A 26,110-nucleotide genomic window follows, 5' to 3' on the forward strand; every position below is an offset into this window, starting at 1 on the left:
CGCCTCACAGGAACGTGCGGCCCTCACCCCGGTAGGTCGGCACCGACTCCACCAGGGTGTCGCCGTCGACGAGATGCAGCGCGTCGAAGCGCTCGCACATCTCGCCCGCCTTGGCGTGCCTGAACCACACCCGGTCGCCGATCCGCAGATCCTCGGCGGCCTGGCCGAGCAGCGGGGTCTGCACCTCGCCCGCGCCCTCGTCGCGCGCGTAGCGCAGGCCGGCGGGCAGGTACGGCTGGGGCAGGCGGCTCGGCCCGGGGGCGCCGGAGGCCAGATAGCCACCGCCGAGCACGGTCACCGTGTCCGGGGCCGGGCGGCGCACCACCGGGAGCGCGAACAGGGCCGCCGGGTGGCCGGTGAAGCCGCGGTAGAAGTCGAACAGCCTGGGGTGGAAGAAGCCGGAGCCCGCCGCCACCTCCGTGACGGCCTTCTCGCGCGTGGTGCGCTCGACCGAGCCGGTGCCGCCGCCGTTGACGAACTCGAGGTCGGCGATCTGCCGCACCGCGTTCACGATGCGGCCGCGCCGGAGGATGAGATCCCTGGCCGAGCGGGTCTGCATGGCCCTGATGAGGCGGGCGTAGGCGGGGCCCGCGGGCGGGTCGTCGCCGACCCCGGCGATCTGCGACTCGTACGCCATCAGCCCCGCCAGCCGGAACCCCGGCCGCTTGGCGACGACGCCGGCCAGGTCTGCGGCCTGGCCGGGCTCGCGGATGGGGGAGCGGAGCGCGCCCGCCCTGAATCGCCCGCCGAGAGCGACATATCCGGCGTCGATGTCGATGCAGATCCGGATCTCGGCGCGCGGGTGGACCGCGGCCACGGCGGCCTCGATGAAGTCGAGATGGGCGGGGGAGTCGACGATCACGGTGATCTCCCGGGCCGCGCCCGGGTCCCCGGCCAGGGCGGCGAGCGCGTGCCGGTCGGCCGTGGGGTAGGCGACCAGGATGTCGGTGAAGCCGTGCGCGGCCAGCCAGAGGGCCTCGGGCAGGGTGAAGGCCATGACGCCGCGGAAGCCGTCCATGGCCAGGATGCGTTCGAGGAGGGGGCGGCTGCGTACGGACTTGCTGGCGACCCGGATCGGCTTGCCCGCCGCCCGGCGTACGAGGTCGGCCGCGTTGGCCCGCATGGCTGCCAGGTCGAGGATGGCGAACGGCGGTTCGAGGGCCGCTGTGGCGCGGTCGTAGCGCTGGCGGTCATCCATACCGGCAGCGTAACCGCATATGGGGCAAATGAATATGAGACTTGTTCGCGTTAACCGTGGTCCCCGTAATGATCGGGCAAATCGGCGGCGAGGGCGCGGTTCAGGCCATGCGGGACCCATGTACGTCTGTCGTTGTGATGACCACGCTTCAGCAGATACTGCCCGGCGCCGTCGCCGCCCCTAGGCACGCCGGGCTGCGCAGGGCGAGCAGGGTGCTCAGGCCGGCGCGTACCCTCCCGGGAGCTCTGGTCGCGCTCACGCTGGCAGCCGGGCTGGGGGCTACCGCGGCCGAGGTGGTGTCGGGGCTGCTCGGCGCGCCGCTCGGCTGGGTGCCCGTGAACGAGGTGGTGGACCTCGCGGGCCGGAGCACCTGGCCGGAGCTCGCCACCGGGGCCCTGGTCGTGGCGGGGGCGGGCGCGCTGATGGTGCTGCTGGCGATCGTCCCGGGCCGCTCCGGCATGGTGCCGGTCGAGACGTCCGACCCGCTGATCGTCATCGGCATCACCCGCTCGGGCCTGCGCCGCACGTTGTGCGCGGCGGCGCAGCAGGTGGCGGGCGTGGACAAGGCCCGCGTACGGCTGCGCAGGCGCACCATCGAGGTCACCGTGATGACGGGCGCGGAGAGCTCCGGCCAGATGCTCAGGCAGGTCGGGACCGCCGTGGGCGACCGCCTGGCGGGCGTGGGCACGCTGGGCACGGGCGAGGTCGTGGTCCGCCTGCGCAGGAGGGCCGCGTGATGCGCCAGTACGCCGGCAACCGCGTGGGCCTGGCCGTCGTGGGCACGACGCTGCTGGGCCTCGGGACGTACGCGTGGCTGCGCGGCGAGGACCGCTTCCTCGACCTGCCGCCGAACGCCAAGGTCCTGCCCGCCCAGACCCACAGGGCGCTGGCGGAGGAGCCCTGGCCCCTGTGGCTGCTCGCGCTGGGCCTGCTGCTGCTGGCCCTGGTCTCGCTGCGCTGGCTGCTGCTCTGCCTGGGCTGGGGGCGCCGGGGCACGCACAACGGCACGGGCACGGCGATGCTGTTCGTCGGGCTCAAGGGCGTGGACGGGCTGAGCAGGACAGGCGTGCGGGTCGCGGAGGACGGCCTGCGCATCGGCCTGACCTGCCCGGCGGCGGCGGACGTGGGGGCGGTGGTGGGCAAGCTGGATCAGGACATCGTGGGCCGGATCCGGCGCGAGATCAGGGACGACGAATGCCCGGCCGTCGTCCGGCTCCACGTGCGGCGCCCGGTCAGCACTCGATCACGTTGACGGCCAGGCCGCCGCGCGAGGTCTCCTTGTACTTGTCGAGCATGTCGCGGCCGGTGTCCCGCATCGTCTTGATCGCCTTGTCGAGTGCCACGTAGTGGCGGCCGTCGCCGCGCAGCGCGATGCGGGCCGCCGTGATGGCCTTGTTGGAGGCGACCGCGTTGCGCTCGATGCACGGGATCTGGACCAGACCGCCGATCGGGTCGCAGGTCAGGCCCAGGTTGTGCTCGATGCCGATCTCGGCCGCGTTCTCCACCTGCTCGGGCGTGCCCCCGAGGACCTCCGTGAGCCCGGCCGAGGCCATCGAGCAGGCCGAGCCGACCTCGCCCTGGCAGCCCACCTCAGCACCCGAGATCGAGGCGTTCTCCTTGAACAGCACGCCGATCGCGCCGGCCGTCAGGAGGAAGCGGACCACGCCCTCGTCGTCGGCGTGCGGGACGAAGCGGGTGTAGTAGGTCAGGACGGCCGGGATGATGCCGGCGGCGCCGTTGGTGGGGGCGGTGACGATGCGGCCGCCGGCGGCGTTCTCCTCGTTGACCGCCAGCGCGAACAGCGTGATCCAGTCCATCGCCTGCAAGGGGTCCTTCTCGGCCGACTCCGACTGCAGGCGGCGGTGGAGCTGGTTGGCGCGGCGCTTGACCTTGAGCCCGCCGGGCAGGACGCCCTCCTTGGAGATGCCGCGGCGTACGCAGTCGGACATGACCCGCCAGAGGTTCAGCAGGCCCTGCCTGATCTCCTCCTCGGTACGCCCGAACGCCCGCTCGTTCTCCAGCATGACGGCGGAGATCGACAGGCCCGTGTTCGAGCAGTGCTTGAGCAGCTCCTCGCCGGTGGTGAAGGGGTAGGGCAGCACGGTGTCGTCCGCCTTGATGCGGTCGGCGCCGGTGGCCTTCTCGTCCACGACGAAGCCGCCGCCGACCGAGAAGTAGACCTTCTCCCTGAGCCGCTCGCCGGAGGCGGAGTAGGCGGTGAAACGCATGCCGTTCGGGTGTTCGGGCAGCGAGATCTTGCGTTCGAAGACGAGGTGCTCGCCCACGACGAACGGGATCTCGTGCGTGCCGAACAGCTTGACCGTGCCGGACTCGCGCATCTCGGCGATGCGGGCGTCCACGGTGTCGACGTCCACCAGCTCGGGCTTCTCGCCGGACAGGCCGAGCAGGACCGCCTTGTCGCTGCCGTGGCCCTTGCCGGTCAGGCCGAGCGAGCCGTACAGGATGGCCTCCACGCGCGCCACCTGGTCGAGCAGGCCGTCCTGGTGGAGCCCGCGGGCGAACTTGTGGGCCGCCGCCATCGGGCCGCCCGTGTGGGAGCTCGACGGGCCGATGCCTATCTTGAAGAGGTCGAAGACGCTGATCGCCATTGATGTGCGCCCTTCCTGAAGGGCCGGGGCCCGGAACTAGCGGGCCCCGGCGAATGGGTCAGGACTCGGTGCCCGAGGTCAGCGCCGTGTACTCCTGGGCGGAGAGCAGGTCCTCGGGGTCGCCTTCCATGCGCACCCGGAACATCCAGCCCTCGCCGTACGGGTCGCTGTTGGCCAGGCTCGGGTCGTCCACGATGGACTGGTTGACCTCGACGATCTCGCCCCCGACCGGGCTGTAGATCTCGTTCACCGACTTGGTGGACTCCACCTCGCCGACGGAGTCGCCCTGCTCGACGCTCGCACCGACCTCGGGGAGCTGCACGAAGACGACGTCACCAAGGGATTCGGCGGCGAAGGCCGTGATGCCGACGGTCACGGTGAGGCCGTCGTCGAGGCCGGCCACCCACTCGTGCTCCTTGGTGTAGCTCAGGTCGTCAGGGATGTTGCTCACTTGTTCCTCCTGTAAAAGGGCAGCTCAACCAGGTCCATAGGTTCATGGCTGCCCCGGATGTCCACAGCCAGGCCTGATCCGGCGCCGGTGTCCACATAAGCCATCGCGATGGGCTTTCCCAGAGTCTGGGAAGGCGCACCACTGGTGACCTCGCCGACGACGACGCCGTTCTCGGTTACCGGGTAGCCATGGCGCGGCACCCGGCGGCCCCGCGCGACCAGGCCGACGAGCCGGCGCCGGGGCGGGTCGTCCTTGACCGCCTCGAGCGCCGACCTGCCGACGAAGTCGCCCGGCTTGTCGAATTTCACCACCCTGCCCAGCCCCGCGTCGAACGGAGTGAGCTGCTCGCCCAGTTCGTTCCCGTACAGCGGCATGCCGGCCTCGAGCCTGAGCGTGTCGCGGCTGGACAGGCCCGCCGGCCGCAGCCCGTGCGGCTCGCCGGCCGCCATGAGGGCGTGCCACAGCGGGACCGCGTCCTGGTTGGCCACGAACAGCTCGAATCCGTCCTCGCCGGTGTAGCCGGTACGGGCGATGAGCGCCTGCCGGCCGTCCACCAGGCCCGGCAGGCCCGCGTAGTACTTGAGCCCGTCGAGGTCGGCGTCGGTGAGCGTGGCGAGGATCTCCTGGGAGCGGGGCCCCTGGACGGCGATCAGCGCGTACTGGTCCGAGCGATCCTCGACCACCACGTCGTACGTCTTTGTACGATTCTTCAGCTCATTGCCGACTTTTTCATAGTTCGAGGCGTTGGCCACGACCATGAACTCCTCGTCCCCGAGCCGGTAGACGATGAGGTCGTCGAGCACCCCGCCGCGCTCGTTCACGATCATGGTGTACCTGGCCCGGCCGGGAGCCAGCGCCGACAGGTGGCCGACCAGCGCGTAGTCCAGCGCCTGCCCCGCCTGCGGCCCGGTCAGGAAGATCTCGCCCATGTGCGAGAGGTCGAACAGCCCGGCCGCCTCGCGGACGGCCTTGTGCTCCGCGGACTCGCTGCCGTACCGGAGCGGCATGAGCCACCCGGCGAAGTCGGTGAGCGTGGCGCCGAGGCTCTCGTGAACGTCTCGTAGCGGTGTCGGTCGGGACATTTGTCGCACCTCAGGACAGGATTGGATGCCAGCATCCTCCCCCTCTGTCATCGATGCCTGAGAGCTTCGCCCGAGCTTTGCCGGACTTTCACCTTCGGCGAGGCCCGCGGGCCTGCTTTCCAGAGGTCACCTTGCCCGTGCGGTCCTTTGCCTTGAGAGGTTTGCGGGGAGGGCTTGCTCCTTCAGGGACCCTGACCGGCTGTCAGGGTGCTCTCCCGCACGGTTTCACCGGTGATGTCCGCCAGCCTAGTGGGGTTACGGGGCTGTTGTCGCGTTCTGGGTGGGGTCGCTCAGCAGGCCGCCACGAGAGCCTCGAAGAGCGCGTGGTCCTCGGCGGCCTCCGGGTGCCACTGCACGGCCACCGTGAACCGTCCCGTGAACCGTCCCGAGTCCAGCTCCACGGCCTCGATCGTGCCGTCCGCGGCGGTGGCGGTGACCGTGAGCCCGGGGGCGAGGCGGTCGACGGCCTGGTGGTGGTAGTGCGGGACCGTCACGGGGTCCTCGCCCAGCGCCTTGGCCAGGCGGGTGCCGGGGACCGGGGTCACCGGCAGGTGCCCGAACCGGCCGGGGCCCGGGCAGTGGTCCGTGTGGCCGACCACGTCGGGCAGGTGCTGGAGGAGGGTGCCGCCGAGGGCGACGTTGAGGACCTGGAGGCCGCGGCAGACGCCGAGGTAGGGCAGGCCGGCGTCGAGCGCCGTCGCGAGCAGCGAGAACTCGGCCTCGTCACGAAATTTCCGGACGTAGCCGGTGCGCTCTTGCGCGTCCTGGCCGTACCTGGCCGGGTCGATGTCGCCGCCACCGGCCAGGATGAGCCCGTCCAGGCCGGGTACGACCCCGGCGGGATCGCCGGCCGGCGGCAGCAGGACGGGCTGCCCGCCGGCGCGGACGACCTGCTCCACGTACATGTACGGCAGCAGCGCGGCGGTCGTGTCCTGCCACACCGTGAACGAGGCGGGCTCGACGTAGCACGTGATGCCGATGATGGGACGCCGCACGGTGACGGGACCTCCTAGAGCGGTGTGACGTAGGCGCCGGAGATGCCCCCGTCCACCAGGAACTCGCTGCCCGTGATGAACGAGGCGTCGTCGCTGGCCAGGAACGCCACCGCCGCCGCGATCTCCGACGCCTCGGCGAAGCGGCCCACCGGGATGTGCACCAGCCGCCGCTGCGCCCGCTCCGGGTCCTTCGCGAACAGCTCCTGCAGCAGCGGCGTGTTCACCGGCCCCGGGCACAGGGCGTTCACCCGGATGCCCTCCCTGGCGAACTGCACGCCCAGCTCCCGCGACATCGCCAGCACCCCGCCCTTGGAGGCGGTGTAGGAGATCTGCGAGGTCGCCGAGCCCATGACGGCCACGAACGACGCGGTGTTGATGATCGAGCCCTTGCCCTGGCGGCGCATGTACGGGATGGCGTGCTTGCAGCACAGGTAGACGCTGGTCAGGTTCACCTCCTGGACGCGGCGCCAGGCCTCGATGCCGGTCTCCAGGATCGAGTCGTCATCGGGGGGCGAGATGCCGGCGTTGTTGAAGGCGATGTCCACGCTGCCGTAGGTCTCGTACGCCGTGGCGAACATCCGTACGACGTCGTCCTCGCTGGTCACGTCGGCCCTGACGAACAGGCCGCCGACCTCGCTCGCCGCCTTGCTGCCCGCCTCCTCGTCGATGTCCACGCAGACCACCTTGGCGCCCTCGTCGGCGAACCTGCGGGCCGTGGCCAGCCCGATCCCGCTGCCCGCGCCCGTGACGACCGCCACCCGATCCTGCAACCGCTGCATGTCACTCCCTGTCCATGGGTCGTTCACCACTCCTCATTCGCTTCGCGAAGTGCCTCGTTCCTCGGTCCTTCACTCCGCTCACTGCGTCGGGTTCACTCCCTGCCCATCGGTCGTTCACCACTCCTCATTCGCTTCGCGAAGTGCCTCGTTCCTCGGCCCTTCACTCCGCTCACTGCGTCGGGTTCACTCCCTGCCCATCCGTCGTTCACCACTCCGCCCACTGCGTTCACTCCGATGCGATGAAGACGTTCTTTGTCTCGGTGAACGCCGCCAGGGCGTCCGGGCCGAGTTCCCGGCCGAGGCCGGACTGCTTGAAGCCGCCGAACGGGGTCCAGTAGCGGACGGAGGAGTGGGAGTTCACCGACAGGGCACCCGACTCGACGGCCCTGGCCACGCGCAGCGCCCGGCCGACGTCACGGGTCCAGATGGAGCCGCTCAGGCCGTAGGGCGTGTCGTTGGCGATGCGTACGGCCTCCGCCTCGTCCTCGAACCGCGTCACCGACACGACCGGCCCGAAGATCTCCTCGGTGAACGCCCGGTCGGTGATCTCGGGGGTCAGCACGGTCGGCGGGAACCAGTAGCCCCTGCCCTGGGGGCAGGACCCCTGGAGGTAGGGGGCGCCCTCGACGAAGCCGCGCACGCGGTCGAGGTGTTCGGCGCTGATCAGGGGGCCCATCTCGGTGGACTCGTCGAGGGGGTCGCCGACCTTGACGCCCTGTACGGCGGGTGCGAGCAGGGCCATGAACTCGTCGTACACGGAGGACTGGACGAGCAGGCGGGACCTGGCGCAGCAGTCCTGTCCCGCGTTGTCGAAGACGGCGTAGGGGGCGGTCCTGGCCGCCTTCTCCAGGTCCGCGTCGGCGAAGACGATGTTCGCCGACTTGCCGCCCAGCTCCAGCGTGACCCGCTTGACCTGGCGCGCCGCCTTGGCGGCGATCTCCTTGCCCACCTCGGTCGAGCCGGTGAACACGATCTTGGCCACGTCGGGGTGCTCGACCAGGCGGGCCCCCGCGACCTCCCCTGTCCCAGGCAGGACCTGGAGCACCCCCTCGGGGAGGCCCGCCGCCAGGGCCAGCTCGGCCAGCCTCAGCGCGGTCAGCGGGGTCCACTCGGCCGGCTTGACGATCACCGTGTTGCCGGCCGCCAGCGCGGGGGCGACGCCCCACGACATGATCAGCATGGGGAAGTTCCACGGCACGATGACCCCGACGACGCCCAGCGGCTCCTGGAACGTGATGTCCACGCCCCCGGGCACCGGGATCTGCTTGCCGTGGTTGCGTTCGGGGGCCCCGGCGTAGAAGTGCAGGACGTCGCGGACGGCACCGGCCTCCCAGCGGGCGTTGCCGATCGGGTGCCCGGCGTTGGCCAGCTCCAGCCCCGCCAGCTCCTCCCCGTGCTCGCCCACCAGGTCGGCGAAGCGCCTCAACAGCCGCGCCCGGTCGCCCGGCGACACCTCACGCCAGGCGGGGTACGCCTTCCTGGCACGCTCCACCGCCCGGTCGACCTCGCCGGCGTCGGCGAGCTCGACGTCCGCGACGACCTCCTCGGTCGCCGGATTGATGATCTTCATGCGTCACATCCGCTCGAAACCACGGAACAGCTCCCAATCCGTCACCGCCGCGTCGAACGCGGCCAGCTCCACCCGCGCGTTGTTCGCGTAGTGCTCGACCACGTCCTCGCCGAACGTCTCGCGGGCCAGCTTCGACCCCTCGAACAGCGCGAGGGCGTCGCGCAGCGTGTGCGGCACGGTCTCGGCGCCGCTGGCGTAGGCGTTGCCCTCGAAGGCGTCCTCCAGCGGCAGCTCGGCGTCGATCCCGTACAGGCCGGCCGCGATCAGCGCGGCCACCGCCAGGTACGGGTTCACGTCGCCGCCCGGCACCCGGTTCTCCACGCGCAGCGACTGCCCGTGGCCGACGAGCCGGAGCGAGCAGGTGCGGTTGTCGACGCCCCACCTGACGGCCGTGGGGGCGAAGCTGCCGGGGACGTAGCGCTTGTAGGAGTTGATGTTGGGGGCGTACAGGAGGGTCAGCTCCCGCATGCAGGCGAGCTGGCCTGCGATGAACCGGGCGCCGAGCGGCGAGAGCCCGTGGGGCCCCTCGCCCGCCATCACCGGGTCCCCCTCCTGGGAGCGGAGGGAGATGTGGATGTGGCAGGAGTTGCCCTCGCGCTGGTTCGGCTTGGCCATGAACGTGATCGACCGGCCCTCCTGGGCGGCGATCTCCTTGGCGCCGGTCTTGTAGATGACGTGGTTGTCGCAGGTCCTGAGCGCCTCGTCGTAGCGGAAGGCGATCTCGTGCTGGCCGAGGTTGCACTCGCCCTTGGCGGACTCGACGTAGAGCCCGGCGCCCTCCATCTCGCGCCGGATCCGCCGCAGCAGCGGCTCGATGCGGGCCGTGCCCATGAGCGAGTAGTCGACGTTGTAGAGGTTGGCCGGCGCCAGATCCCGGTAGGACCGCTTCCAGGCGTCCTCGTAGCTGTCGTCGTAGACCACGAACTCCAGCTCGGTGCCCACGTACGCGGCCAGGCCCCGGTCGGCGAGGCGGGCGAGTTGCCTGCGCAGGATCTGGCGGGGCGAGGCGGTCACGTCGCCGCCGCCCTCCCAGGCCAGATCGGCCATCACCATCGCGGTCCCCTCGTGCCACGGCACCCGCCGCAGCGTCTCGAGGTCCGGCTTCATCACGAAGTCGCCGTAGCCCCGGTCCCAGGACGACATGGCGTATCCCGGGACGGTGTTCATGTCCACGTCCACCGCGAGCAGGTAGTTGCAGCCCTCGGAGCCGTGATGCAGGACCTCCTCGAGAAAGTAGCGTGCCGACAGCCTCTTGCCCTGCAACCTGCCCTGCATGTCGGCGATCGCGAGGAGCACGGTGTCGATCCGCCCGGCCGCCACCTCGTCACGCAGCTCGCCGACGGAAAGGAACCCGCTGCTCGGTCGCTCGCTCACGCCCACGTCGCTCCGATCTGGCCTGACGCGCTTTCCCGTTGATTGGGCTAGTCTCAGACCATTGATGTGTATGTCGGGATCGCTTGTCAAGACCTGAGGACACGTTGGACGAGTCGGCGCGTTTGATGACGGTGTTGCGCCCGGTCAGGGCCGGCAACGCCTTCGAGGAGACCGTGGAACGGCTGCTCCAGGCGATCAAACTGGGCGTGGTCGCGCCGGGCGACAAGCTTCCCCCGGAGCGCGAGCTCGCCGTGCGGCTCGGCATCAGCCGGGTGACGTTGCGCGAGGCGATCCGGGCGCTGTCGGACGCGGGCTACCTCGACGTGCGGCGGGGCCGCTACGGGGGCGCGTTCGTGACGTACACGCCGCCCGCGCCGGACGCCGGCGACCTGCGCCAGGCGGTCAACGAAATGGGGAAGGCCGACCTGTCGGACGCGCTCACGTTCCGGCTGGCGGTGGAGTGCGGCGCGGCCGAGGTGCTGGCCGCCTCCGACCTCACGCAGGACCAGCGGGCCGTGCTCCGCCGCAGGATCGCGGAGCTGAACGAGGCCGGGCTGGAGGACTACCGCCGCCTCGACACGGCCTTCCACCTGTCCATCGCCGAGCTCACCGGCTCCAGCCTGCTGGCCACGACGTGCGCGGATGCCCGGTCACGGGTCAGCGACCTGCTGAACGCCATCCCGATGCTCCAGGTCAACCTCGACCACGCCGCCGTCCAGCACCAGGCCATCGTGGACGCCATCCTGGCGGGGGACCCGGACGCGGCAAGGCGGGCCGTGGTGGAGCACCTGGAGGGCACGGCGGCACTGTTAAGGGCGTTCCTGTCATGACGGGCCCATGGCTCGAAAGGTACGGGCGGCTCGTACCATCGACTTCAGGGCTATGGGGAACTGGTTCCAGCAAAGCATTGTCGCGACGGGACGGCTGCCGCTGTTCTGCTACTTCGTCATGCTCATCGTGGCGTTCATCGCCACCCGCATCAACGTCCGCCTGATCAGGGCGAAGATCGGCTGGTTCCGCAACGTCAACGTGGGGGAGATGCACATCCACCACGTGGTGTTCGGCGTGGTGCTGATGTTAGTCGGCGGCGTGGCGCTCATCGTCTCGCCCGGCTCGCAGGTCGGCACCGCCGCCGCGGCCTCCGTGTTCGGGATCGGCTCGGCGCTGGTGCTGGACGAGTTCGCGCTGATCCTGCACCTGCACGACGTCTACTGGGAGGAGGAGGGGCGCACCTCGGTGGACGCGGTCTTCATCGCGGTCGCCGTGACCGGCCTGCTGCTCATCGGCCTGCGCCCCCTCACCTGGGACTACGGCACGCTGGTCGATCCGGCCGCGCTGATCGTGGCCAACCTGCTGCTCGCCGTCGTCACCCTGCTGAAGGGCAAGATCTGGACGGGGATGGCGGGGCTGTTCGTGCCGCCCATGCTGCTGGTGGGCGCGCTACGGCTGGCCCGGCCCGGCTCCCCCTGGGCCCACTGGTTCTTCGCCACGCGCTCACCGCGCAAGCTGGCCAGGGCCATTCACCGGGAGGAGCGGTGGCGGCGGCCGGTGATCAGGGTCAAGATCGCGTTCCAGGAGTTCCTCTCCGGGCGGCACGACCTGCCGTCGACCCGGCGCGGCCGCCGGCACGGCTAGGCGGCCCAGCTGGGCGGCCCAGCTGGGCGGCCCAGCTGGGTGGCCCAGCTGGGTGGCCCAGTTGAGTGGAACGGTCGGGTGGCACGGCTAGGGGACGCACGTGAGCTCCGGGCGCTTGGCCGTGCGGCCGTCGCCGGAGGAGCGGCCGAGCAGGCGGCGGCCGATCCACGGGCCCGCGAACGTGGCGAACCACCGCAGCTCGGTGGTCGCCATCCGCCACCTGGTCGCCGGCGGCAGGGGCGGCAGCGGCTGACTCCACGTGTCGTCGCTGCCGGGCAGGGCCAGGGTGTGGGCCACGGCGGCGGCGAAGCGGGTGTGGCCGGCCGGGCTGGCGTGCAGGCGGTCGGTGCTCCACATCCGCGCGTCCGTCAGGAACTCCAGCGGGAACGTGTCCACCAGCGTGACCCCGTGCCGGGCCGCGGCGTCGCGGATGCGGGCGTTGAGGTCGAGTACTCGGGGCCGGAGCGGCCGGGCCATCGGTGCGATCTTCCCGATGTCGGGAAACGTCACGGTGACCACGTGCGCGCCCGCCCCCGTCAGCGCTTCGTACATGTCCTCCAGCGCGGCCGCCACGGCCGCCGCGTCGAAGCCGGGGCGGATGAGGTCGTTCATCCCCGCCATGACGGTGGCCAGGTCGGGCCGCAGCGCCAGCGCCGTGGCCAGTTGCTCGTCGCGGACCTGGCTCGCCAGGCGGCCGCGGACCGCGAGGTTGGCGTAGCGGAGATCGGGGTTGCCGCAGGCCAGGTGCTCGGCCAGGCGGTCGGCCCAGCCGCGGTGGCCGCGGACGTCGTCGCCGTCGCCCAGGCCCTCGGTCTGGCTGTCCCCGAGCGCGACGTAACGCGTGTAGGTGGTCATGGTGTCTTCCCTTCCGTACGCCCGGCGCGGGCGGCAGGGTCGGCGCGGCCGGCCAGCGTCCGGGCGGTGTGCAGGCACCAGTCGCGCATCTCGCGTTCCAGCCGGCAGCCCGCCAGGCAGGACAGGTACGGGCCGACGTGCTCGCCCTGGCGCAGGAACGTCTCCTCGTCCAGGTCGCCGCGCAGGCGTACGAGGGTCTGCTCGAACAGCTCCAGCTTGGCCGCGGCCTCCCGGGCCCGCTCGTGGAGCTGCTCGATCACCGGCGCGGGGTCGAGCAGGTCCACGGCGTGCACCTTGACGATCAGGTCGTCGCGGATGAGCAGGGGCCTGGCGGGGGTCGCCGCGAAGGCCGCGAGCTCGCCGATCCCGGCCTCGGTGACCTGGAACACGCGCTTGTTGGGGCGGCCGCGCTGGGCCACCTCCCGGCCCGTCACCAGGCCGTCCGCCTCCAGCTTGGTCAGCTCGGCGTAGAGCTGCTGGGGCGCGGCGTACCAGAAGTTGGATACGCCGATGTCGAAGATCTTGGTGAGCTGGTAGCCGCTGTACTCGCCGCCGAGCAGCGCCGCCAGCACCGCGTGCCTGAGGGCCACCGGCTAGCGATAGTCATGGGCATGAGTAGTCATGTCCATGACTATAGGACGGCGGGGCCGGGGGACGCTAGAGGGCGGCCACGGAGCGGAGGGCCAGGCCCGTGCCCAGGAGGACGACCATGGCCGCGGTGCCCAGCGGGGCCAGGCCCGAGACCTTGGCGGCCAGGCGGCGGCCGGCCGAGGCGCGGCGCTCCAGGCGGTCGACCAGCTTGACCAGGAGCAGGCCGGTGACGGTGAGGGTGGCGGCCATGCCGACGCCGTACGCGGTGACCAGCGCGACCCCGAACCACGTACGGCCCAGGGCGATCGCGCCGAGCAGGACGATCAGGGCCGAGGGGCTGGGGACCAGGCCGCCCGCCACGCCGAGGCCGATGAGGCCGGCCCGCTTGGGGGGCTGCTCCTGACCGTCCTCGTGGCCATGACCATGCCCATGACCGTGGCCATGCCCATGGCCGTGCCCGTGCCCATGCCCGTGTCCGTGCCCATGTCCGTGCGGGGAGTGGCCGCGGCGGGTGTTGTGGAGGAGGCGGAGGCCGATCACGGCGATCAGGACGCCGCTGGCCACCCCTAGCCAGGCCAGCACCGACTCACCGGCCAGCGCCGTGAACACCGTCAGCAGCAGCCCCACCACCAGCACCCCGGCCGTGTGCGTGGCCGTCACCGTCGCGCCCACCACCACCGCGTCGCGCGGGCGCCCGCGGCGGCCCGCCAGGTACGCCGCCATGATGGTCTTGCCGTGCCCCGGGATCAGCGCGTGCCCGGCGCCGAGCACCACGGCCAGCCCGACCGCCAGCAGCCCCAGCGGCACCGTCAGCGACTCCGAGCCGATCAGCCCGGTGAACATCCGCTCCAGCGCGGCCAGCGCCTCCCCGATCGGGCCGCCGATCCCGATCCCGCCGGACACCGTGCCGCCGTCCGCCGGGGCTCCGGCGGACGTGGCGGGCAGGCTCAGCCCGGCGCCGGAGACGGTGAAGGCCGCCTGGCGCTGGTCGAGCGGGGCCGACAGCAGGTCGTCGGGGTAGGCCCGCAGCTCCTGGCTGATGCTCGTCGTGGGCACGGAGGAGCCGGCCAGCCGGACCCCGTCCCCGACGGCGGTGATCTCGCGCCAGCCGATCCTGTCCTGCTCGAACCCGTCGGTGAACTTCACGGCCCCCGAGGCGCGAACCTCCGCCACGAGCCGGCAGGACAGGCGGCTGGTCCGCAGGCCCCCCTCGCCGGGGGCGTGGTTGAAGGCGGAGCTCGCCACCCGCCACGGCACCGCCCGCCCGGCCACCTCGAGCCGCTGGGCGGCGGCCAGGGCGGCGCAGCGGCGGGCCGCGTACGTGGCGTCCACCTCCGGCTCGGCCTGCAGCGTGGGGAGCTCGGCCAGGTCCACGACGGCGAGGTTGCGCACGTCGGAGGCCGTGACCCGCAGGCCGTTGTAGTGGTTGACGGTGAAGTTGCCCAGCGGGTGGGCCGCGGTCCGCGCGTGCGCCGGGGCGCCCAGCAGGACGCTCGCGCACAGCGACAGCAGCAGGCCCGTCGCGACGGACAGCAGGCCGAGCCGGACCAGTCTCATGAGAACCTCGCCAATGCGGACAGCGTCGGGTCGAATCCGGGGTCCACCCGCACGGAGCGGCCGAGGGCCTGCTCGATCTTGGCGCGGTGGTAGGTGAGCAGCGGGTTCTGCCAGCCGGTGGCGGTGGCCCGCTTGGCGTACGGGAGCGCCTCGGCGGGCTCGCCCGCCTTGAACAGGGCCCAGGCCAGGGCGTCGGCGGCGACGAGGCCGGGGTTGCGGGCGTACTCGGCCCTGGCGTGCCGCACGGCCTGCGCCGGGTCGCCGTGGTCGGCCTCGAACTCGGCCCACGTCAGGTCGTCGCGCACGCCCGCGGCCTCGAAGAGCTTGCGCTGGGCCCTGAGCAGCGTCCAGTCGGCGCTCCGGCCCGCCTTGATCCGGGTCTCGCCCTGCTCGATGAGGTATTGGGGGAGGGGAAGCCGCTGGACCACCTTGTCGTACAGGTCGAGGGCCTCGGTGAGCCGGCCGCCGAGCGCCGCCGCCCTGGCCTGGCCGGCGAGCGCGGGGGTGTAGGCGGGGTAGGCCTGCAGCGACTTGGTGTACCAGCCGGTCGCCGTCTTCAGGTCGCCCGCGTGGAGGGCCAGCTCGCCCAGGTAGTAGCGGGTGAAGGCGAGGTCGGCGGGGCTCCAGGCGTCGTCGTGGGCGTACTCGAGGTACCTGCGCGCTCCGTCCCGGTCGCCGCGCAGCTCGGCCGCGTAGGAGGCGCGGGAGAAGGCCGCGACCCCCGGGCGCAGGTCCATCATCTTGTCCACGGCCCGCTGCGCCGCGCGCAGGTCCCCGAGCTGCGTCTTGGCGTCGGCCAGCACGCCGTAGGCCGCGGCGCCGTACGGGTTGGCGTCGATGGCGCGCTCGGCCAGCCGTACCGCGTCGGCGAACTCGTGGCGGCCGGCGGCCAGCGCCGCCTGGCCGGACAGCACCGCGTCGTCGCGGCCGTCCAGCCGGGCGGCGGTGGCGAGGGCGCCCTCCGCCTTGGTGTAGTACGACGGGTCGCCGGTGATCCGGGCCTCCTCCACGTACTGGGAGGCGAGTTGCGCCCAGCCGCGATGGTCGCCGGGCAGGCGCTTGAGCCGCTCCTGCAGCGTCTCGCGGCGCTGCGCGTCCGCCACCGGCAGTGGCTCGGGCACGGCCGAGAAGGAGAGGACTGTGAAGATCATCGCCCCGATCAGGGCGAGTCCGGCGAATATCGCGAAGGCACGCATTTCCAAGGCTCCAGAGCTGGATGTGGGGCCGGCCGGCCGTGACGGGGAGCACGGCCGACCGGCCCTTTTCTTGGCGGCAGACGATGGGAGACGGGAGGTCTGCCGCCGGGGCGGACCGGCCGATTCTGGAGAGGGAACCGGCCGGCCAGGCGGGTCAACGCTGGTTCACGGCCACGTTGCTCGGCAGCGGGATGTACGGGAACGTCTGGCCGAAGGGCCGGTCGTTCCTGTCCACCTTGTCCGTCAGCCCGGGAACGAGCTTGCCGGTCAGCGCGGCGCCGGCCACGGCCTGCAGCTCGATGTCCACGACGTCGTCGGCGAGACGGCGGCCGTTCGGGAAGCCCTGCAGGTCACCGGCGAGCACGCCGAGCCTGTTCGGGTCCTTCGTGGGCGGGATGGACATGTTCAGCCGCAGCATCTCGGAGGGCCGCAACTTGCCCGCGTCCTTGTTGAGGACCTGCGAGTTCAGATCGGCCTTGATGGGGCCGTTCTGCTTGGCGATGCCGGTCAGGAAGATCTCGACCAGGTCGGCGCGCGGGGTGGCGGGCGCCTTGATGCCGTAGATGGCCTGGAGCAGCCTGGCCACCTCGGGGTCGGTGACCCGGTCGACCAGCGCCTGCACGTCCGCGTCCTTCGACGGGTCCAGCGCGTTGTACGCGTCCTTCAGGCCGGCCGAGGCCACCAGCTCGTTCACCAGCGGGTTGCACAGGCGCGAGACCTGCACGAACGATTCTCCGTTGAACTTGTCGGTGGTCGAGCAGACGCCGATCACGGGGTTGCGCTTGGGGTCGCCCTTGAGCGCCAGGTCCTCGGCGGGAACCTGGATGGCCAGCGTGTTGGTGTTGTAACCCTTGAGGGTGTCCTGGCCGACCTCGGACAGGTCGCCGCCGTAGAGGAAGTCGAACACGCGCAGGTCGAGGAAGAACGCCTCGTCCGACTGACCGGCGAACGTCTTGCCGCCGTTCGGCAGGTTCTTGATGGACTGGTTGCGCAGGGTGCCGTAGTTCGGCATCGATGCGCGGCCGACGTTGCTGGGCGCGACGATGCCGTCGTCGATCAGCGTCTTGGTGTCGTTCGGCGTGATCCGCTTGAGCGTGTAGCGCTGGCGGAAGAGCAGGTTCGGGTCGTCCAGCGAGGTGACGGGGCCGTTGTTGTACAGGAACGTGTCGGTGCCGCGCTTGTCCTCGTTGCGGAACGTCCACTGGTACGTGATGTCGGTCTTGGCGTCGCCGTCGTTGTCGATCTTGATGTTGTGCCGGGACTTGGTGGCGAACGGGTAGAAGTTCGGGCCGCCATTGGGTTCCTCGAACGGGATCCAGTTGGCGATCAGGGTCACGGTGTTGGCTTTGTCGGGGCTCACGAACGCGTACACGTCGGTGTTGTCGTGTTGCGGGTCGTTCGAGATGGCCGGAGCCTCGCGGTGCGAGGAAGCGGTGCCTGAGTCGGTGCGGAGCGCGGCCAACGACGACGCGGCTACCGCTGCGGCGAGGCCTAGTCCGACTAGAGCGCGCCGGTTGATCCGGAGCTCCATGTTCGGTCCTTTCGAAGGGCTGATCGTTACTGCGAGGTTCCGGCCGGGTTCCTCGACGCCCTATTCGTCCGCGGGCCGCCTCCGGATGTCTGTCTCCTCCTCAAGAATGAGGGTCAACCTAAGTTGGCATACTTAGGTCGTCAATTTAGGTTGACGCTGTTGGCTGGTGCGGATCATCCGGTCCCGTTCGTTGAAGCCAATCGAGAAATGTCGTGAAAGGAGACGCGGTGGTCAAGGAGTTGCTCGCCTACATCCGGCCGCACCGGAAGATCCTCCTCCTGGGTGGGTTACTGGGCCTGATCGGCTCGGCGGCGGGCCTCGCGATGCCGTTGCTGGCCAAGTATGTGGTGGACGCGTTCGGCCAGGCCGGGTCCATGACCGGGCCGTTGCTGGGGTTGACCGCGGCGGTACTGGTGAGCGCGGTCGTCTCGGCCGCCGGAAGCTATCTGATGGAGCGCACGGGCGAGGGGATCGTGCTCGGGGCCCGGCGCCAGCTCGTGGATCGGTTGTTGCGGCTCAGGGTCGCCGACGTGGACCGGCTCAAGCCCGGCGACCTGCTGTCGCGGGTGACCGGTGACACCACGTTGTTGCGGGCCGTGCTGACCAACGGCGTCGTCGAGTCCGTCAGTGCGGCGTTCATGCTGGTCGGTGCCATCGTCCTGATGGCGGCCATGGACGGGGTGCTGCTGCTGGTCACGTTGCTCATCGTGGTGGTGATCGGCGGGATGGTCGCGCTGATCATGCCGAAGATCCAGCGGGCGCAGACCCACGCCCAGGAGGCCGTGGGGGAGATGGGGGCCGTGCTGGACCGGGCGCTGCAGGCGTACCGGACGGTCAAGGCCAGCGGGGCGGAGGAGCGGGAGATCGCCGTGGTCGGCGACGCGGCGGTGCGGGCCCGCGACCGGGGGCTGCAGGTGGCCGGATGGACGTCGCTGGCGGGAGTGGCGACGTGGATGGCGGTGCAGACCGCGTTCCTGGCCGTGCTGGCCGTGGGCGGCGCCCGGGTCGCCTCGGGCACGCTGGAGGTGTCGTCGCTGATCGCGTTCCTGCTCTACCTGTTCTACCTCGTGCCGCCGATCGGGCAGCTCGTCCAGGGCGGCGTGCAGCTGCAGCAGGGGCTGGCCGCGATGAAGCGGATCAAGGAGATCGAGGAGCTGCCCGCCGAGCCGGTCGCCGTCGCGGCGACGGGTGACACGCAGCCGGTCGGCGTGACGTTCAGGGACGTCGTGTTCAGGTACGGCGAGGACCGGCCGATCGTGCACGACGGCGTGAGCTTCGAGGTGCCGCCGGGCGGGATGACCGCGCTGGTCGGCCCGTCGGGAGCGGGCAAGTCCACGGTCTTCGCGCTGCTCGAACGCTTCTACGACCACCAGGACGGGGAGATCGTGATCGGCGGCCGGGACATCCGCGACTGGCCCCTGGGCGAGCTGCGGGCCGCCCTCGGCTACGTCGAGCAGGACGCCCCCGTGCTGGCCGGCACGCTCAGGGAGAACCTGCTGTTCGCCGCCCAGGACGCCACGGAGGAGGAGCTGCGCAGCGCGATCGCGCGTACCCGGCTCGACGACCTGGTGGCCAGGCTGCCCGAGGGGCTGGAGACGCCGGTCGGGCACCGCGGCGTGCTGCTGTCGGGCGGCGAGCGGCAGCGCGTGGCCATCGCCAGGGCGCTGCTGCGCAAGCCCAGGCTCCTGCTGCTCGACGAGGCGACCTCGCAACTCGACGCGGTCAACGAGCTGCGGCTGCGCGAGGTCATCGCGGAGGTCGCCGCGGAGACCACCGTGCTGGTCATCGCGCACCGCCTGTCCACGGTGACCAACGCCGGCCGGATCGTGGTCATGGAAGGCGGCGGTGTGCGGGCGGTGGGCACGCACGACGAGCTGGTCGGCGGCGACGACCTCTACCGGGAGCTGGCCGCCACCCAGTTCCTGGTCGGCTGACCGTCCTCGCGGGCCTGGGTCAGTCTCTTCGTGAATGGGTTCATTCACGAAGAGACCGCCCATGAGCGGGGGTTGCCGACGCCGAAGGCCGTACGCATCCCGATGCGGGAGTTCGTGACCTCCTTTGTTACCGAAGTGAGGGATGAGAATGCCCGGTCGGGAGCGTTGGAGGTGACGTGGCGGACGGAAATCACAGCGGCTTTCACGGTGGGCTCAGCGTGCTGCTGGACGGCCGGAGGCTGTCGCCCGTCCAGCGCAGGATCGCGCACTATCTCAGCGAGAACCTGGATGAGGCGATCTTCCTGTCCAGCGTGGAGCTGGCCGAGCGGGCCGGGGTCAGCCAGCCCTCGGTGACCAGGTTCGCCATGGTGCTGGGCTTCACCGGATACCCCGAGCTGCGGCAGGCCCTGCGGCCGCTCGTGCTGGGCGGGGGCGCCGAGATGCCGCAGGAGAGCCTGCTGCGCGGGGCCATCGACTGCGAGATCCGCAACCTGGCCCTGATCAGGGAGCGGCTGACGGCGTTCCCGCTCAAGGAGCTGGGCGAGCAGCTCGCCGCCACCGAGCCGCTGCCCGTGCTGGGGTTGCGCGTCTCGTGCGGGCTGGCCACCACCTTCGCCTACTACGCCCGCCGCATCCACCCCGACGTGCGGCTGCTCACGCACGGCGGGTCGGAGCTGGCCGACGGGCTGCACGCGGCACGCCGGGCCGGGGCCGAGTGGCTGGTGGCCGTGGTCCTGCCGAGATATCCGTCGGAGGCCGTGCAGGCCCTGGAGTACGCCGAGAAGCTCGGCCTCCGGGTGGTCGCCATCACCGACAAGGCCGATTTCCCGGCCGAGGTCGTGCTGGACGCCCCCGTGGGCGACCGGCTCGTGTTCGACTCGCACGCGGCGCCGCTGGCCCTGGCCATGGCCCTGGTGGAGGCCATCGCCGACGCGGCGCCGCTGCGTACGCAGGCCCGGCTCGACGAGTACGAGCGGATGGCCGGCGAGACCGGCACGTTCCTAGCCGGCGATCTTCCGTAGCGACCTCATCGACCACATCGTCGTGAGCACCGCCAGCACGATGAACAGGGCGAACGCGATCGGGATCGAGGAGTCCGCCAGCCGCCCGTCGAACAGCGCCCGCCCGGCCTCGACGGCGTGGTAGAGCGGGTTGACCGGGGCGAGGAAGCGCATCCAGTCGGGCGCGAACGAGATCGGCACGAACAGCCCGGCGAGCAGCATGATCGGCAGCATGAACAGGTTGAGCGTCTGCGACATGCCGTTCTCGTCGCGCACGGTCAGCGCCAGCCCTTGCGAGAGCCCGGAGGCGAACAGCCCGGTCGCGGCCATGAGCAGCAGCACCAGGACCAGCTCCACGAGCCCGATCCGCACGCCCATGGCGATGGCCACGACCAGGACCAGGATGGCCTGGAAGACCAGCACCACCATGTCCTTGGCCACCCGCCCGAGCACGATGGCCGGGCGCCATGCGGGGCTGACGGCGTAGCGTTCGAGGGAGCCGTTGCGCAGCTCGGCGATCAGCCCGAATCCGGAGAACAACGACCCGAACACGGCGATCATCATCATGGACGCCGGAGTGAACATGCGCAGCGCCTCCACCGTCGTGCCGCCCGGCGTCATCGTCTTCAGCAGCGGCGCGAACATCAGCAGGTACAGCACCGGCTGCATGATCCCGAAGATTGGCCAGATCGGGTTGCTGAACGACTTCTTCAGCTCGTAGCCGGTGAACAGGACGGTGTGGCGGATCATGCATCGGCTCCCGCGTCGCGAAGGGATCGGCCCGTCTTGGCCAGGAAGACGTCGTCGAGGGTGGAGCGATCGAGCGCGATCGAGCTCAGGCGCAGGCCCTGCTCCTCCAGCGCCCGCAGCAGGGTGGGCAGCGTGTGCTCGCCGTCGTCCGCGTAGACGCGCAGCAGGTCGTCGTCCACCCTGGTCTCGCGGGCCATCGGCTTGAGCGTCTCCGCCGCCCGCTCGGGCTCGTCCACCCTGAGCGTGATCACGTCGCCCGAGACCTCCCGCTTGAGGTCGGCCGGTGTGCCCTCGGCCACGACCTGCCCGTGGTCCACGATCATCAGCCGGTCGCACAGCGCGTCGGCCTCGTCGAGGTAGTGGGTGCTGAGCAGCACGCTCGTGCCCGCTTCGCGCAGTTGCCTGATGCGGTCCCAGAGGTTGACCCGGTTCTGCGGGTCGAGGCCGGTGGTGGGCTCGTCGAGGAAGAGCAGCGGCGGGTTGTGCACGAGCCCGATCGCGATGGCCACGCGCCGCTTCTGGCCGCCGGAGAGCGTACGGCCCGGCCGGTCGGCCATCTCGGTCAACTCGAACCGGTCGAGCACCTCCTTGGTCGCCCGCCCCGGATCGGCCATGGAGTGGATCCTCGCGGCCATCATGATCTGGGCCCTGGCGCTCGTGGTGTCCTCCACCCCGCCGGCCTGGCTCACGTAGCCGAGGTTGCGCCGGATCGCGGCGGGCTCCTTGAGCAGGTCGTGGCCCGCGATGGTGGCCGTGCCCGCGTCGGGGGCGATCAGCGTGGACAACATCCTGATCGTGGTGGTCTTGCCCGCGCCGTTGGGCCCGAGCACGCCGAAGATCTCGCCCTTGGCCACCTCGAGGTTCACGCCGCGCACGGCCTCGACGGTCTGGGTGCCCTTCCTGCTCCTGGTGGTGAACGTCTTCCGCAGGCCATGTGCCTGGATGATCATCGGGGGGTTCAGCTCCTTCATGGCAACTCGTCGGCCTCGACCCGCGGTATCGCCTTCTCCACCCAGTCGAGCTGGGCCTGGAGCATGGCCCTCTGCAGGCCGAGGTTCTCGTTGACGTGCTGAGGGGCGCCGTGTGCCAGCTTGACGCCGGTCATGTGTCCCATGGTCTCGACGTACATCTTGAGCTGGGCCATCCTGCCACGCAGCGCCGTCAATATCTCCTGCTTGTCCAGCCTGTCGATGAATGTCATCGCCACCTGGAACGGGTCCACGACGGGCTTGAGCTCGTGCCACGCCTGGAGGAGCATCCGGTGGAACTCCGCGCGGCCGAGGTCGGTCAGCGCGTAGACGACCTTGCCGCCCTTGCCCGCCTCGACGATCTCCAGCAGGCCCTCGTCGGCCATCTTGCCGAGGCCGTGGTAGATCGAGCCGAAGGCCACGTTGGTCCAGGTCTCGATCCCCATGACCTCCAGGCGCCGGCGCACGCCGTAGCCGTTCATGGGGCCGTCGAGCAGGGCGCCGAGGATCAGGATGCGCGTCGAAGACATGCTCAAGTTTGTATACAAATTTGAGTAACCGTCAAGCTCAATAAGCTGCCTTCATGAGTGAACGACCGACGGCGCTGGTCACCGGCGCCTCCCGGGGTGTCGGCGCGGCCGTCGCCCGCGCCCTGGCCCCGACCCACGACGTCATCCTGGGCGGCCGTGACCAGGAGGCGCTGGCCGCGCTGGCGGCCGAGCTGCCCGGCGCGCGGCCCTGGCCGGTGGAGCTGACGCGGGTCGCGGCGGCCGACGTCGAGGGTGTCGAGCGGCTCGACGTGCTCGTGCACAGCGCCGGGGTCAGCTGGCTGGGCCGCATCGCCGACCAGCCCGCCGACGTGTGGCGCCGGACCATGGAGGTGAACGTCGTCGCGGTCGCCGAGCTGACCAGGCTGCTCCTGCCCGCGCTGCGGCGGGCCGGCGGCCACGTCGTGTGCGTGAACTCCGGCTCCGGCCAGCGGGCCAACCCCGACTGGGCCTCCTACGCGGCCAGCAAGTTCGCGCTGAAGGCGTTCGCGGACGCGTTGCGGCTGGAGGAGCCCGAGCTCAGGGTCACGACCGTCTATCCGGGGCGGACCGCGACCGACATGCAGCGCGGCGTGCGGGCGTACGAGGGCGGGGAGTTCGAGCCGGAGAAGTACCTCAGGCCGGAGACCGTGGCGCGGGCGGTGCTGGCGGCCGTCACGGCCGGGCCCGACGCCCATCTCACCGAGGTGACCGTCCGGCCCAGGGGCGGTCCCGTCAACTGAACTGAATGGATCCATTCAGCGCGGGCTCCGGGCCCGGCGACACGCCCGCGCCGATCCGGCCCACGGGAGCCGGTCACGACGCGGGAACGCTGGCCACGGCGGGCGTCCCGGGCACCACGCCGTCCGCCGGGAACCTCACCGGCGTGTCCCGTTCCCCCGGCGAGCTCGCCGAGCGGGCAGACTGCGAGGCGGGAGTCGTGGCACTCGCGGACGTGCTGGAGGATCTGTGTCGCTGACCTACTGGTGCGAGCGGGCCTGGCTGCCCGACGGGGTCGCCGACGACGTGCTCGTCGAGATCGACGGCACCAGGATCAGCCGGATCGAGCAGGGCCCGCCGGGCTCCGCCGAGCGGCTGGCCGGGCTGACGATCCCCGGCCTGGCCAACGCCCATTCCCACGCCTTCCACCGCGCGCTGCGCGGCGCCACCCAGGAGGGCCGGGGCGACTTCTGGACCTGGCGCGAGCGGATGTACGAGGTGGCCGCCCGGCTCGACCCCGACTCCTACCTGCGCCTGGCCACGGCCGTCTACGCCGAGATGGCGCTGGCCGGGGTGACCTGCGTGGGCGAGTTCCACTACCTGCACCACGCCGAGGGCGGCCGGCCGTACGACGACCCGAACGCGATGGGCCACGCCCTCGTCCGCGCCGCCCGCGCCGCCGGCCTGCGCATCGCGCTGCTCGACACCTGCTACGTCTCCGGCGGCGTCGGCGCGTCGCTGTCCGGGGTGCAGCTGCGCTTCAGCGACGGGGACGCCGAGCGCTGGGCGGCCAGGGCCGAGGGGCTGGCCGCGGCCTACGAGGGGCAGCCCGACGTGGAGATCGGCGCGGCCATCCACTCCGTACGCGCGGTGCCGCCCGAGCAGATGCCCGTCGTGGCCGACTTCTCCCACCGGCACGCGGCCCCCCTGCACGTGCACGTCTCCGAGCAGCGCGCGGAGAACGCGGCCTGCGTCGAGATGTACGCCGCCACCCCCGTCCAGATCCTGCACGAGCGCGGCGCGCTGGGGCCGCGCTCGACCGCGGTGCACGCCACCCACCTGACCGACGTGGACATCGAGCTGCTCGGGCAGTCGGGGACGTACATCTGCATGTGCCCCACCACCGAACGCGACCTCGCCGACGGCATCGGACCCGCCAGGGCGGCGTGCGACCGTGGCGCGCAGATCACGCTGGGCTCCGACAGCCACGCCGTGATCGATCTGTTCGAGGAGGCCAGGGCGGTGGAGCTGAACGAGCGGCTGGCCAGCGAGCGGCGCGGCCACTGGCCCGCCGCCGACCTGCTCGCCGCCGCCACGGGCGTGGGCCACGCCTCGCTCGGCTTCCCCGACGCGGGCCTGCTCGTCCCCGGCGCCTGGGCGGACCTGGTGTCGGTACGCCTCGACTCGGTGCGCACGGCGGGCGCGTCCGGGGCGGAGGCGATCGTGTACGCGGCCACCGCGGCCGACGTGCACGCGGTCGTCTCCGGGGGCCGCCGCGTGGTCGCCGAGGGCCGCCACGTGCTCGGTGACGTCGGACCCATGCTCGCCCAGGCGATAGGAGACCTGCGATGACCACGACCTTGATCGACCGGATAGGGCTCCTCTACACCGGCGACCCGGAACGCGAGGAGCTCGCCGACGCCGCGCTCGTCATCGAGGACGGCCTGGTGGCCTGGGCCGGCCCCGCCGCCGAGGCCCCGGACGCCGACGAACGCGTGGACGCCGGCGGCCGCGCCGTGATCCCCGGGTTCGTGGACAGCCACGCACACCTGGTCTTCGCCGGCGACCGGACGGCCGAGTTCCAGGCCCGCATGTCCGGCGAGCCGTACACCGGGGGCGGCATCAGGACCACGGTCGCCGCCACCCGCGAGGCGAGCGAGGCCGAGCTGGCCACGCACACCCTCGCCCTGGTGAACGAGATGCTCGCGCAGGGCACCACCACCGTCGAGATCAAGAGCGGCTACGGGCTGTCCGTCGAGCACGAGCGGCGCTCGCTGGAGATCGCCACCGGGCTGACCGACGAGACCACCTTCCTGGGGGCGCACGTCGTCCCCGCCGGGTTGGACGCCGACTCCTACGTGCGGCTCGTGGCCGGGGAGATGCTCGAGGCGTGCGCCCCGTACGCGAAGTGGGTGGACGTGTTCTGCGAGCGGGGGGCTTTCGACGGGGACCAGACGCGGGAGATCCTGACGGCCGGGGTGAAGGCCGGGCTCGGGGCGCGGGTGCACGCCAACCAGCTCACCGAGGGGCCGGGGGTGCGCATCGCGTGCGAGCTGGGCGCGGCCTCCGCCGACCACTGCACCCACCTGACGGCGGCCGACGTGGACGCGCTGGCCTCCTCGGGGACGGTGGCGACGCTGCTGCCGGGGGCCGAGTTCTCCACGCGGTCGCCGTACCCCGACGCGCGGCGGCTCATCGACGCGGGCGCGACGGTGGCGCTGGCGACCGACTGCAACCCGGGGTCGTCGTTCACGTCGTCGATGGCGTTCTGCGTGGCGCTGGCCGTGCGGGAGATGCGGATGACGCCGCTGGAGGCGATCAGGGCGGCGACGTACGGCGGGGCACGCGCGCTACGCCGTACGGACGTAGGCTGGCTACGGCGCGGAGCCCGCGCGGACCTCGTCGTGCTCGACGCTCCGTCCTACGTCCATCTGGCCTATCGACCCGGCGTTCCCCTTGTCCACCAGGTGTTTCAGAGCGGCCTCCTCCTTTAGGAGGACGTCCAGAACCATCCCCCGGTCGTAGCTGTTTAGGGAATCTTTGCTTCTGGCCGGACGTTGGCGGGAT

At 71.3% G+C, this 26,110-nt stretch carries 26 protein-coding genes and 1 riboswitch; of the genes, 10 read left to right on the forward strand and 16 right to left on the reverse strand.

The annotated features are described in order from the left end of the window. Positions 1–4: 4 nt before the first annotated feature. Complete coding sequence (locus AB0J69_RS09110) at positions 5–1,198, reverse strand: amino acid deaminase/aldolase (protein ID WP_364114559.1); 1,194 nt, start codon at positions 1,196–1,198, stop codon at positions 5–7. 137 nt (positions 1,199–1,335) lie between these two features. On the opposite strand from AB0J69_RS09110, the gene AB0J69_RS09115 reads away from it, so the two are divergent. Next, positions 1,336–1,935, forward strand: coding sequence for a DUF6286 domain-containing protein (locus AB0J69_RS09115; RefSeq protein ID WP_364114561.1), 600 nt, complete (start codon positions 1,336–1,338; stop codon positions 1,933–1,935). After that, positions 1,932–2,450, forward strand: a complete 519-nt coding sequence (locus tag AB0J69_RS09120) for a hypothetical protein (protein ID WP_364114563.1) — start codon at positions 1,932–1,934, stop codon at positions 2,448–2,450. The genes AB0J69_RS09115 and AB0J69_RS09120 overlap by 4 nt, the downstream gene beginning before the upstream one ends. Here the strand turns inward: AB0J69_RS09120 and AB0J69_RS09125 are convergent. From AB0J69_RS09125 to AB0J69_RS09155, 7 genes are all read right to left on the reverse strand, one after another. Beyond that, complete coding sequence (locus tag AB0J69_RS09125; protein WP_364114565.1) at positions 2,431–3,807, reverse strand: L-serine ammonia-lyase; 1,377 nt, start codon at positions 3,805–3,807, stop codon at positions 2,431–2,433. The two genes, AB0J69_RS09120 and AB0J69_RS09125, sit on opposite strands and share 20 nt — an antisense overlap. A 58-nt stretch (positions 3,808–3,865) precedes the next feature. Then, positions 3,866–4,258: a glycine cleavage system protein GcvH gene (gcvH, locus tag AB0J69_RS09130; protein ID WP_364114567.1), complete on the reverse strand. Its 393-nt coding sequence runs from the start codon at positions 4,256–4,258 to the stop codon at positions 3,866–3,868. Next, entirely contained in the window at positions 4,255–5,340 is a 1,086-nt protein-coding gene (gene gcvT, locus AB0J69_RS09135; RefSeq protein WP_364114569.1) for a glycine cleavage system aminomethyltransferase GcvT, read from the reverse strand. The genes gcvH and gcvT overlap by 4 nt, the downstream gene beginning before the upstream one ends. A gap of 130 nt (positions 5,341–5,470) precedes the next feature. Further along, a riboswitch (glycine riboswitch) is annotated at positions 5,471–5,568 on the reverse strand. Between the two features lie 62 nt (positions 5,569–5,630). Then, positions 5,631–6,335: a gamma-glutamyl-gamma-aminobutyrate hydrolase family protein gene (locus AB0J69_RS09140; protein ID WP_364114571.1), complete on the reverse strand. Its 705-nt coding sequence runs from the start codon at positions 6,333–6,335 to the stop codon at positions 5,631–5,633. A gap of 14 nt (positions 6,336–6,349) precedes the next feature. After that, positions 6,350–7,114: a 3-oxoacyl-ACP reductase gene (locus AB0J69_RS09145; RefSeq protein WP_364114573.1), complete on the reverse strand. Its 765-nt coding sequence runs from the start codon at positions 7,112–7,114 to the stop codon at positions 6,350–6,352. Positions 7,115–7,340: 226 nt separating this feature from the next. Continuing rightward, entirely contained in the window at positions 7,341–8,684 is a 1,344-nt protein-coding gene (locus AB0J69_RS09150) for an aldehyde dehydrogenase family protein (protein WP_364114575.1), read from the reverse strand. 3 nt (positions 8,685–8,687) lie between these two features. Further along, a complete protein-coding gene (locus tag AB0J69_RS09155) occupies positions 8,688–10,058 on the reverse strand; it encodes a glutamine synthetase family protein (protein ID WP_364114577.1) in 1,371 nt (456 codons plus the stop codon). A gap of 125 nt (positions 10,059–10,183) precedes the next feature. Here AB0J69_RS09155 and AB0J69_RS09160 point away from each other — a divergent pair, with 125 nt between their 5' ends. Both AB0J69_RS09160 and AB0J69_RS09165 read left to right on the forward strand, forming a co-directional pair. Further along, entirely contained in the window at positions 10,184–10,888 is a 705-nt protein-coding gene (locus AB0J69_RS09160) for an FCD domain-containing protein (RefSeq protein WP_364114579.1), read from the forward strand. A 52-nt stretch (positions 10,889–10,940) separates the two neighbouring features. Beyond that, positions 10,941–11,693: a hypothetical protein gene (locus tag AB0J69_RS09165; RefSeq protein WP_364114581.1), complete on the forward strand. Its 753-nt coding sequence runs from the start codon at positions 10,941–10,943 to the stop codon at positions 11,691–11,693. Between the two features lie 87 nt (positions 11,694–11,780). On the opposite strand, the gene AB0J69_RS09170 is transcribed toward AB0J69_RS09165, so the two are convergent. The 5 genes from AB0J69_RS09170 to AB0J69_RS09190 form a co-directional block, all read right to left on the reverse strand. Continuing rightward, complete coding sequence (locus AB0J69_RS09170) at positions 11,781–12,548, reverse strand: SGNH/GDSL hydrolase family protein (protein ID WP_364114583.1); 768 nt, start codon at positions 12,546–12,548, stop codon at positions 11,781–11,783. Continuing rightward, positions 12,545–13,138, reverse strand: coding sequence for a PadR family transcriptional regulator (locus AB0J69_RS09175; protein WP_364114585.1), 594 nt, complete (start codon positions 13,136–13,138; stop codon positions 12,545–12,547). The genes AB0J69_RS09170 and AB0J69_RS09175 overlap by 4 nt, the downstream gene beginning before the upstream one ends. 67 nt (positions 13,139–13,205) lie before the next feature. Further along, on the reverse strand, positions 13,206–14,696 hold the full coding sequence (locus tag AB0J69_RS09180) for a High-affinity nickel-transporter (protein ID WP_364114587.1): 1,491 nt from the start codon (positions 14,694–14,696) through the stop codon (positions 13,206–13,208). Continuing rightward, positions 14,693–15,892 (reverse strand): hypothetical protein, encoded by a 1,200-nt coding sequence (locus AB0J69_RS09185; protein WP_364114589.1) that lies wholly within the window; start codon positions 15,890–15,892, stop codon positions 14,693–14,695. The genes AB0J69_RS09180 and AB0J69_RS09185 overlap by 4 nt, the downstream gene beginning before the upstream one ends. 154 nt (positions 15,893–16,046) lie before the next feature. Beyond that, positions 16,047–17,423, reverse strand: coding sequence for a DUF4331 domain-containing protein (locus tag AB0J69_RS09190; RefSeq protein WP_364114591.1), 1,377 nt, complete (start codon positions 17,421–17,423; stop codon positions 16,047–16,049). Between the two features lie 212 nt (positions 17,424–17,635). Between AB0J69_RS09190 and AB0J69_RS09195 the strand changes: the two genes are divergently transcribed. Together AB0J69_RS09195 and AB0J69_RS09200 are read left to right on the forward strand one after the other, a co-directional pair. Next, positions 17,636–19,357, forward strand: a complete 1,722-nt coding sequence (locus AB0J69_RS09195; RefSeq protein ID WP_364114593.1) for an ABC transporter ATP-binding protein — start codon at positions 17,636–17,638, stop codon at positions 19,355–19,357. Positions 19,358–19,533: 176 nt separating this feature from the next. Then, on the forward strand, positions 19,534–20,379 hold the full coding sequence (locus AB0J69_RS09200) for a MurR/RpiR family transcriptional regulator (RefSeq protein WP_364114595.1): 846 nt from the start codon (positions 19,534–19,536) through the stop codon (positions 20,377–20,379). Here AB0J69_RS09200 and AB0J69_RS09205 read toward each other — a convergent pair. Genes AB0J69_RS09205 through AB0J69_RS09215 form a run of 3 tightly spaced genes read right to left on the reverse strand, consistent with a single transcriptional unit; the run spans position 20,359 to position 22,606 of the window. After that, positions 20,359–21,108 carry an ABC transporter permease gene (locus AB0J69_RS09205; RefSeq protein WP_364114597.1) on the reverse strand — a complete coding sequence of 250 codons (750 nt, stop codon included), beginning with the start codon at positions 21,106–21,108 and terminating at the stop codon, positions 20,359–20,361. The genes AB0J69_RS09200 and AB0J69_RS09205 overlap by 21 nt on opposite strands. Next, complete coding sequence (locus AB0J69_RS09210; RefSeq protein ID WP_364114599.1) at positions 21,105–22,079, reverse strand: ATP-binding cassette domain-containing protein; 975 nt, start codon at positions 22,077–22,079, stop codon at positions 21,105–21,107. Before AB0J69_RS09210 ends, AB0J69_RS09205 begins: the two co-directional genes overlap by 4 nt. Next, the gene (locus tag AB0J69_RS09215; protein ID WP_364114601.1) at positions 22,076–22,606 is read right to left on the reverse strand and encodes a PadR family transcriptional regulator; all 531 of its coding nucleotides are present in this window, start codon (positions 22,604–22,606) and stop codon (positions 22,076–22,078) included. Before AB0J69_RS09215 ends, AB0J69_RS09210 begins: the two co-directional genes overlap by 4 nt. 53 nt (positions 22,607–22,659) lie before the next feature. Between AB0J69_RS09215 and AB0J69_RS09220 the strand changes: the two genes are divergently transcribed. Genes AB0J69_RS09220 through hutI form a run of 4 tightly spaced genes read left to right on the forward strand, consistent with a single transcriptional unit; the run spans position 22,660 to position 26,037 of the window. Continuing rightward, positions 22,660–23,346 carry an SDR family oxidoreductase gene (locus tag AB0J69_RS09220; RefSeq protein WP_364114603.1) on the forward strand — a complete coding sequence of 229 codons (687 nt, stop codon included), beginning with the start codon at positions 22,660–22,662 and terminating at the stop codon, positions 23,344–23,346. Between the two features lie 5 nt (positions 23,347–23,351). Continuing rightward, positions 23,352–23,582: a hypothetical protein gene (locus AB0J69_RS09225; protein WP_364114605.1), complete on the forward strand. Its 231-nt coding sequence runs from the start codon at positions 23,352–23,354 to the stop codon at positions 23,580–23,582. After that, a complete protein-coding gene (locus AB0J69_RS09230; protein ID WP_364114607.1) occupies positions 23,573–24,895 on the forward strand; it encodes a formimidoylglutamate deiminase in 1,323 nt (440 codons plus the stop codon). The genes AB0J69_RS09225 and AB0J69_RS09230 overlap by 10 nt, the downstream gene beginning before the upstream one ends. Next, complete coding sequence (hutI, locus tag AB0J69_RS09235) at positions 24,892–26,037, forward strand: imidazolonepropionase (RefSeq protein WP_364114609.1); 1,146 nt, start codon at positions 24,892–24,894, stop codon at positions 26,035–26,037. The genes AB0J69_RS09230 and hutI overlap by 4 nt, the downstream gene beginning before the upstream one ends. Positions 26,038–26,110: the final 73 nt, after the last annotated feature.

The organism is Nonomuraea sp. NPDC049709 (assembly GCF_040674815.1).
Classification (GTDB): domain Bacteria; phylum Actinomycetota; class Actinomycetes; order Streptosporangiales; family Streptosporangiaceae; genus Nonomuraea.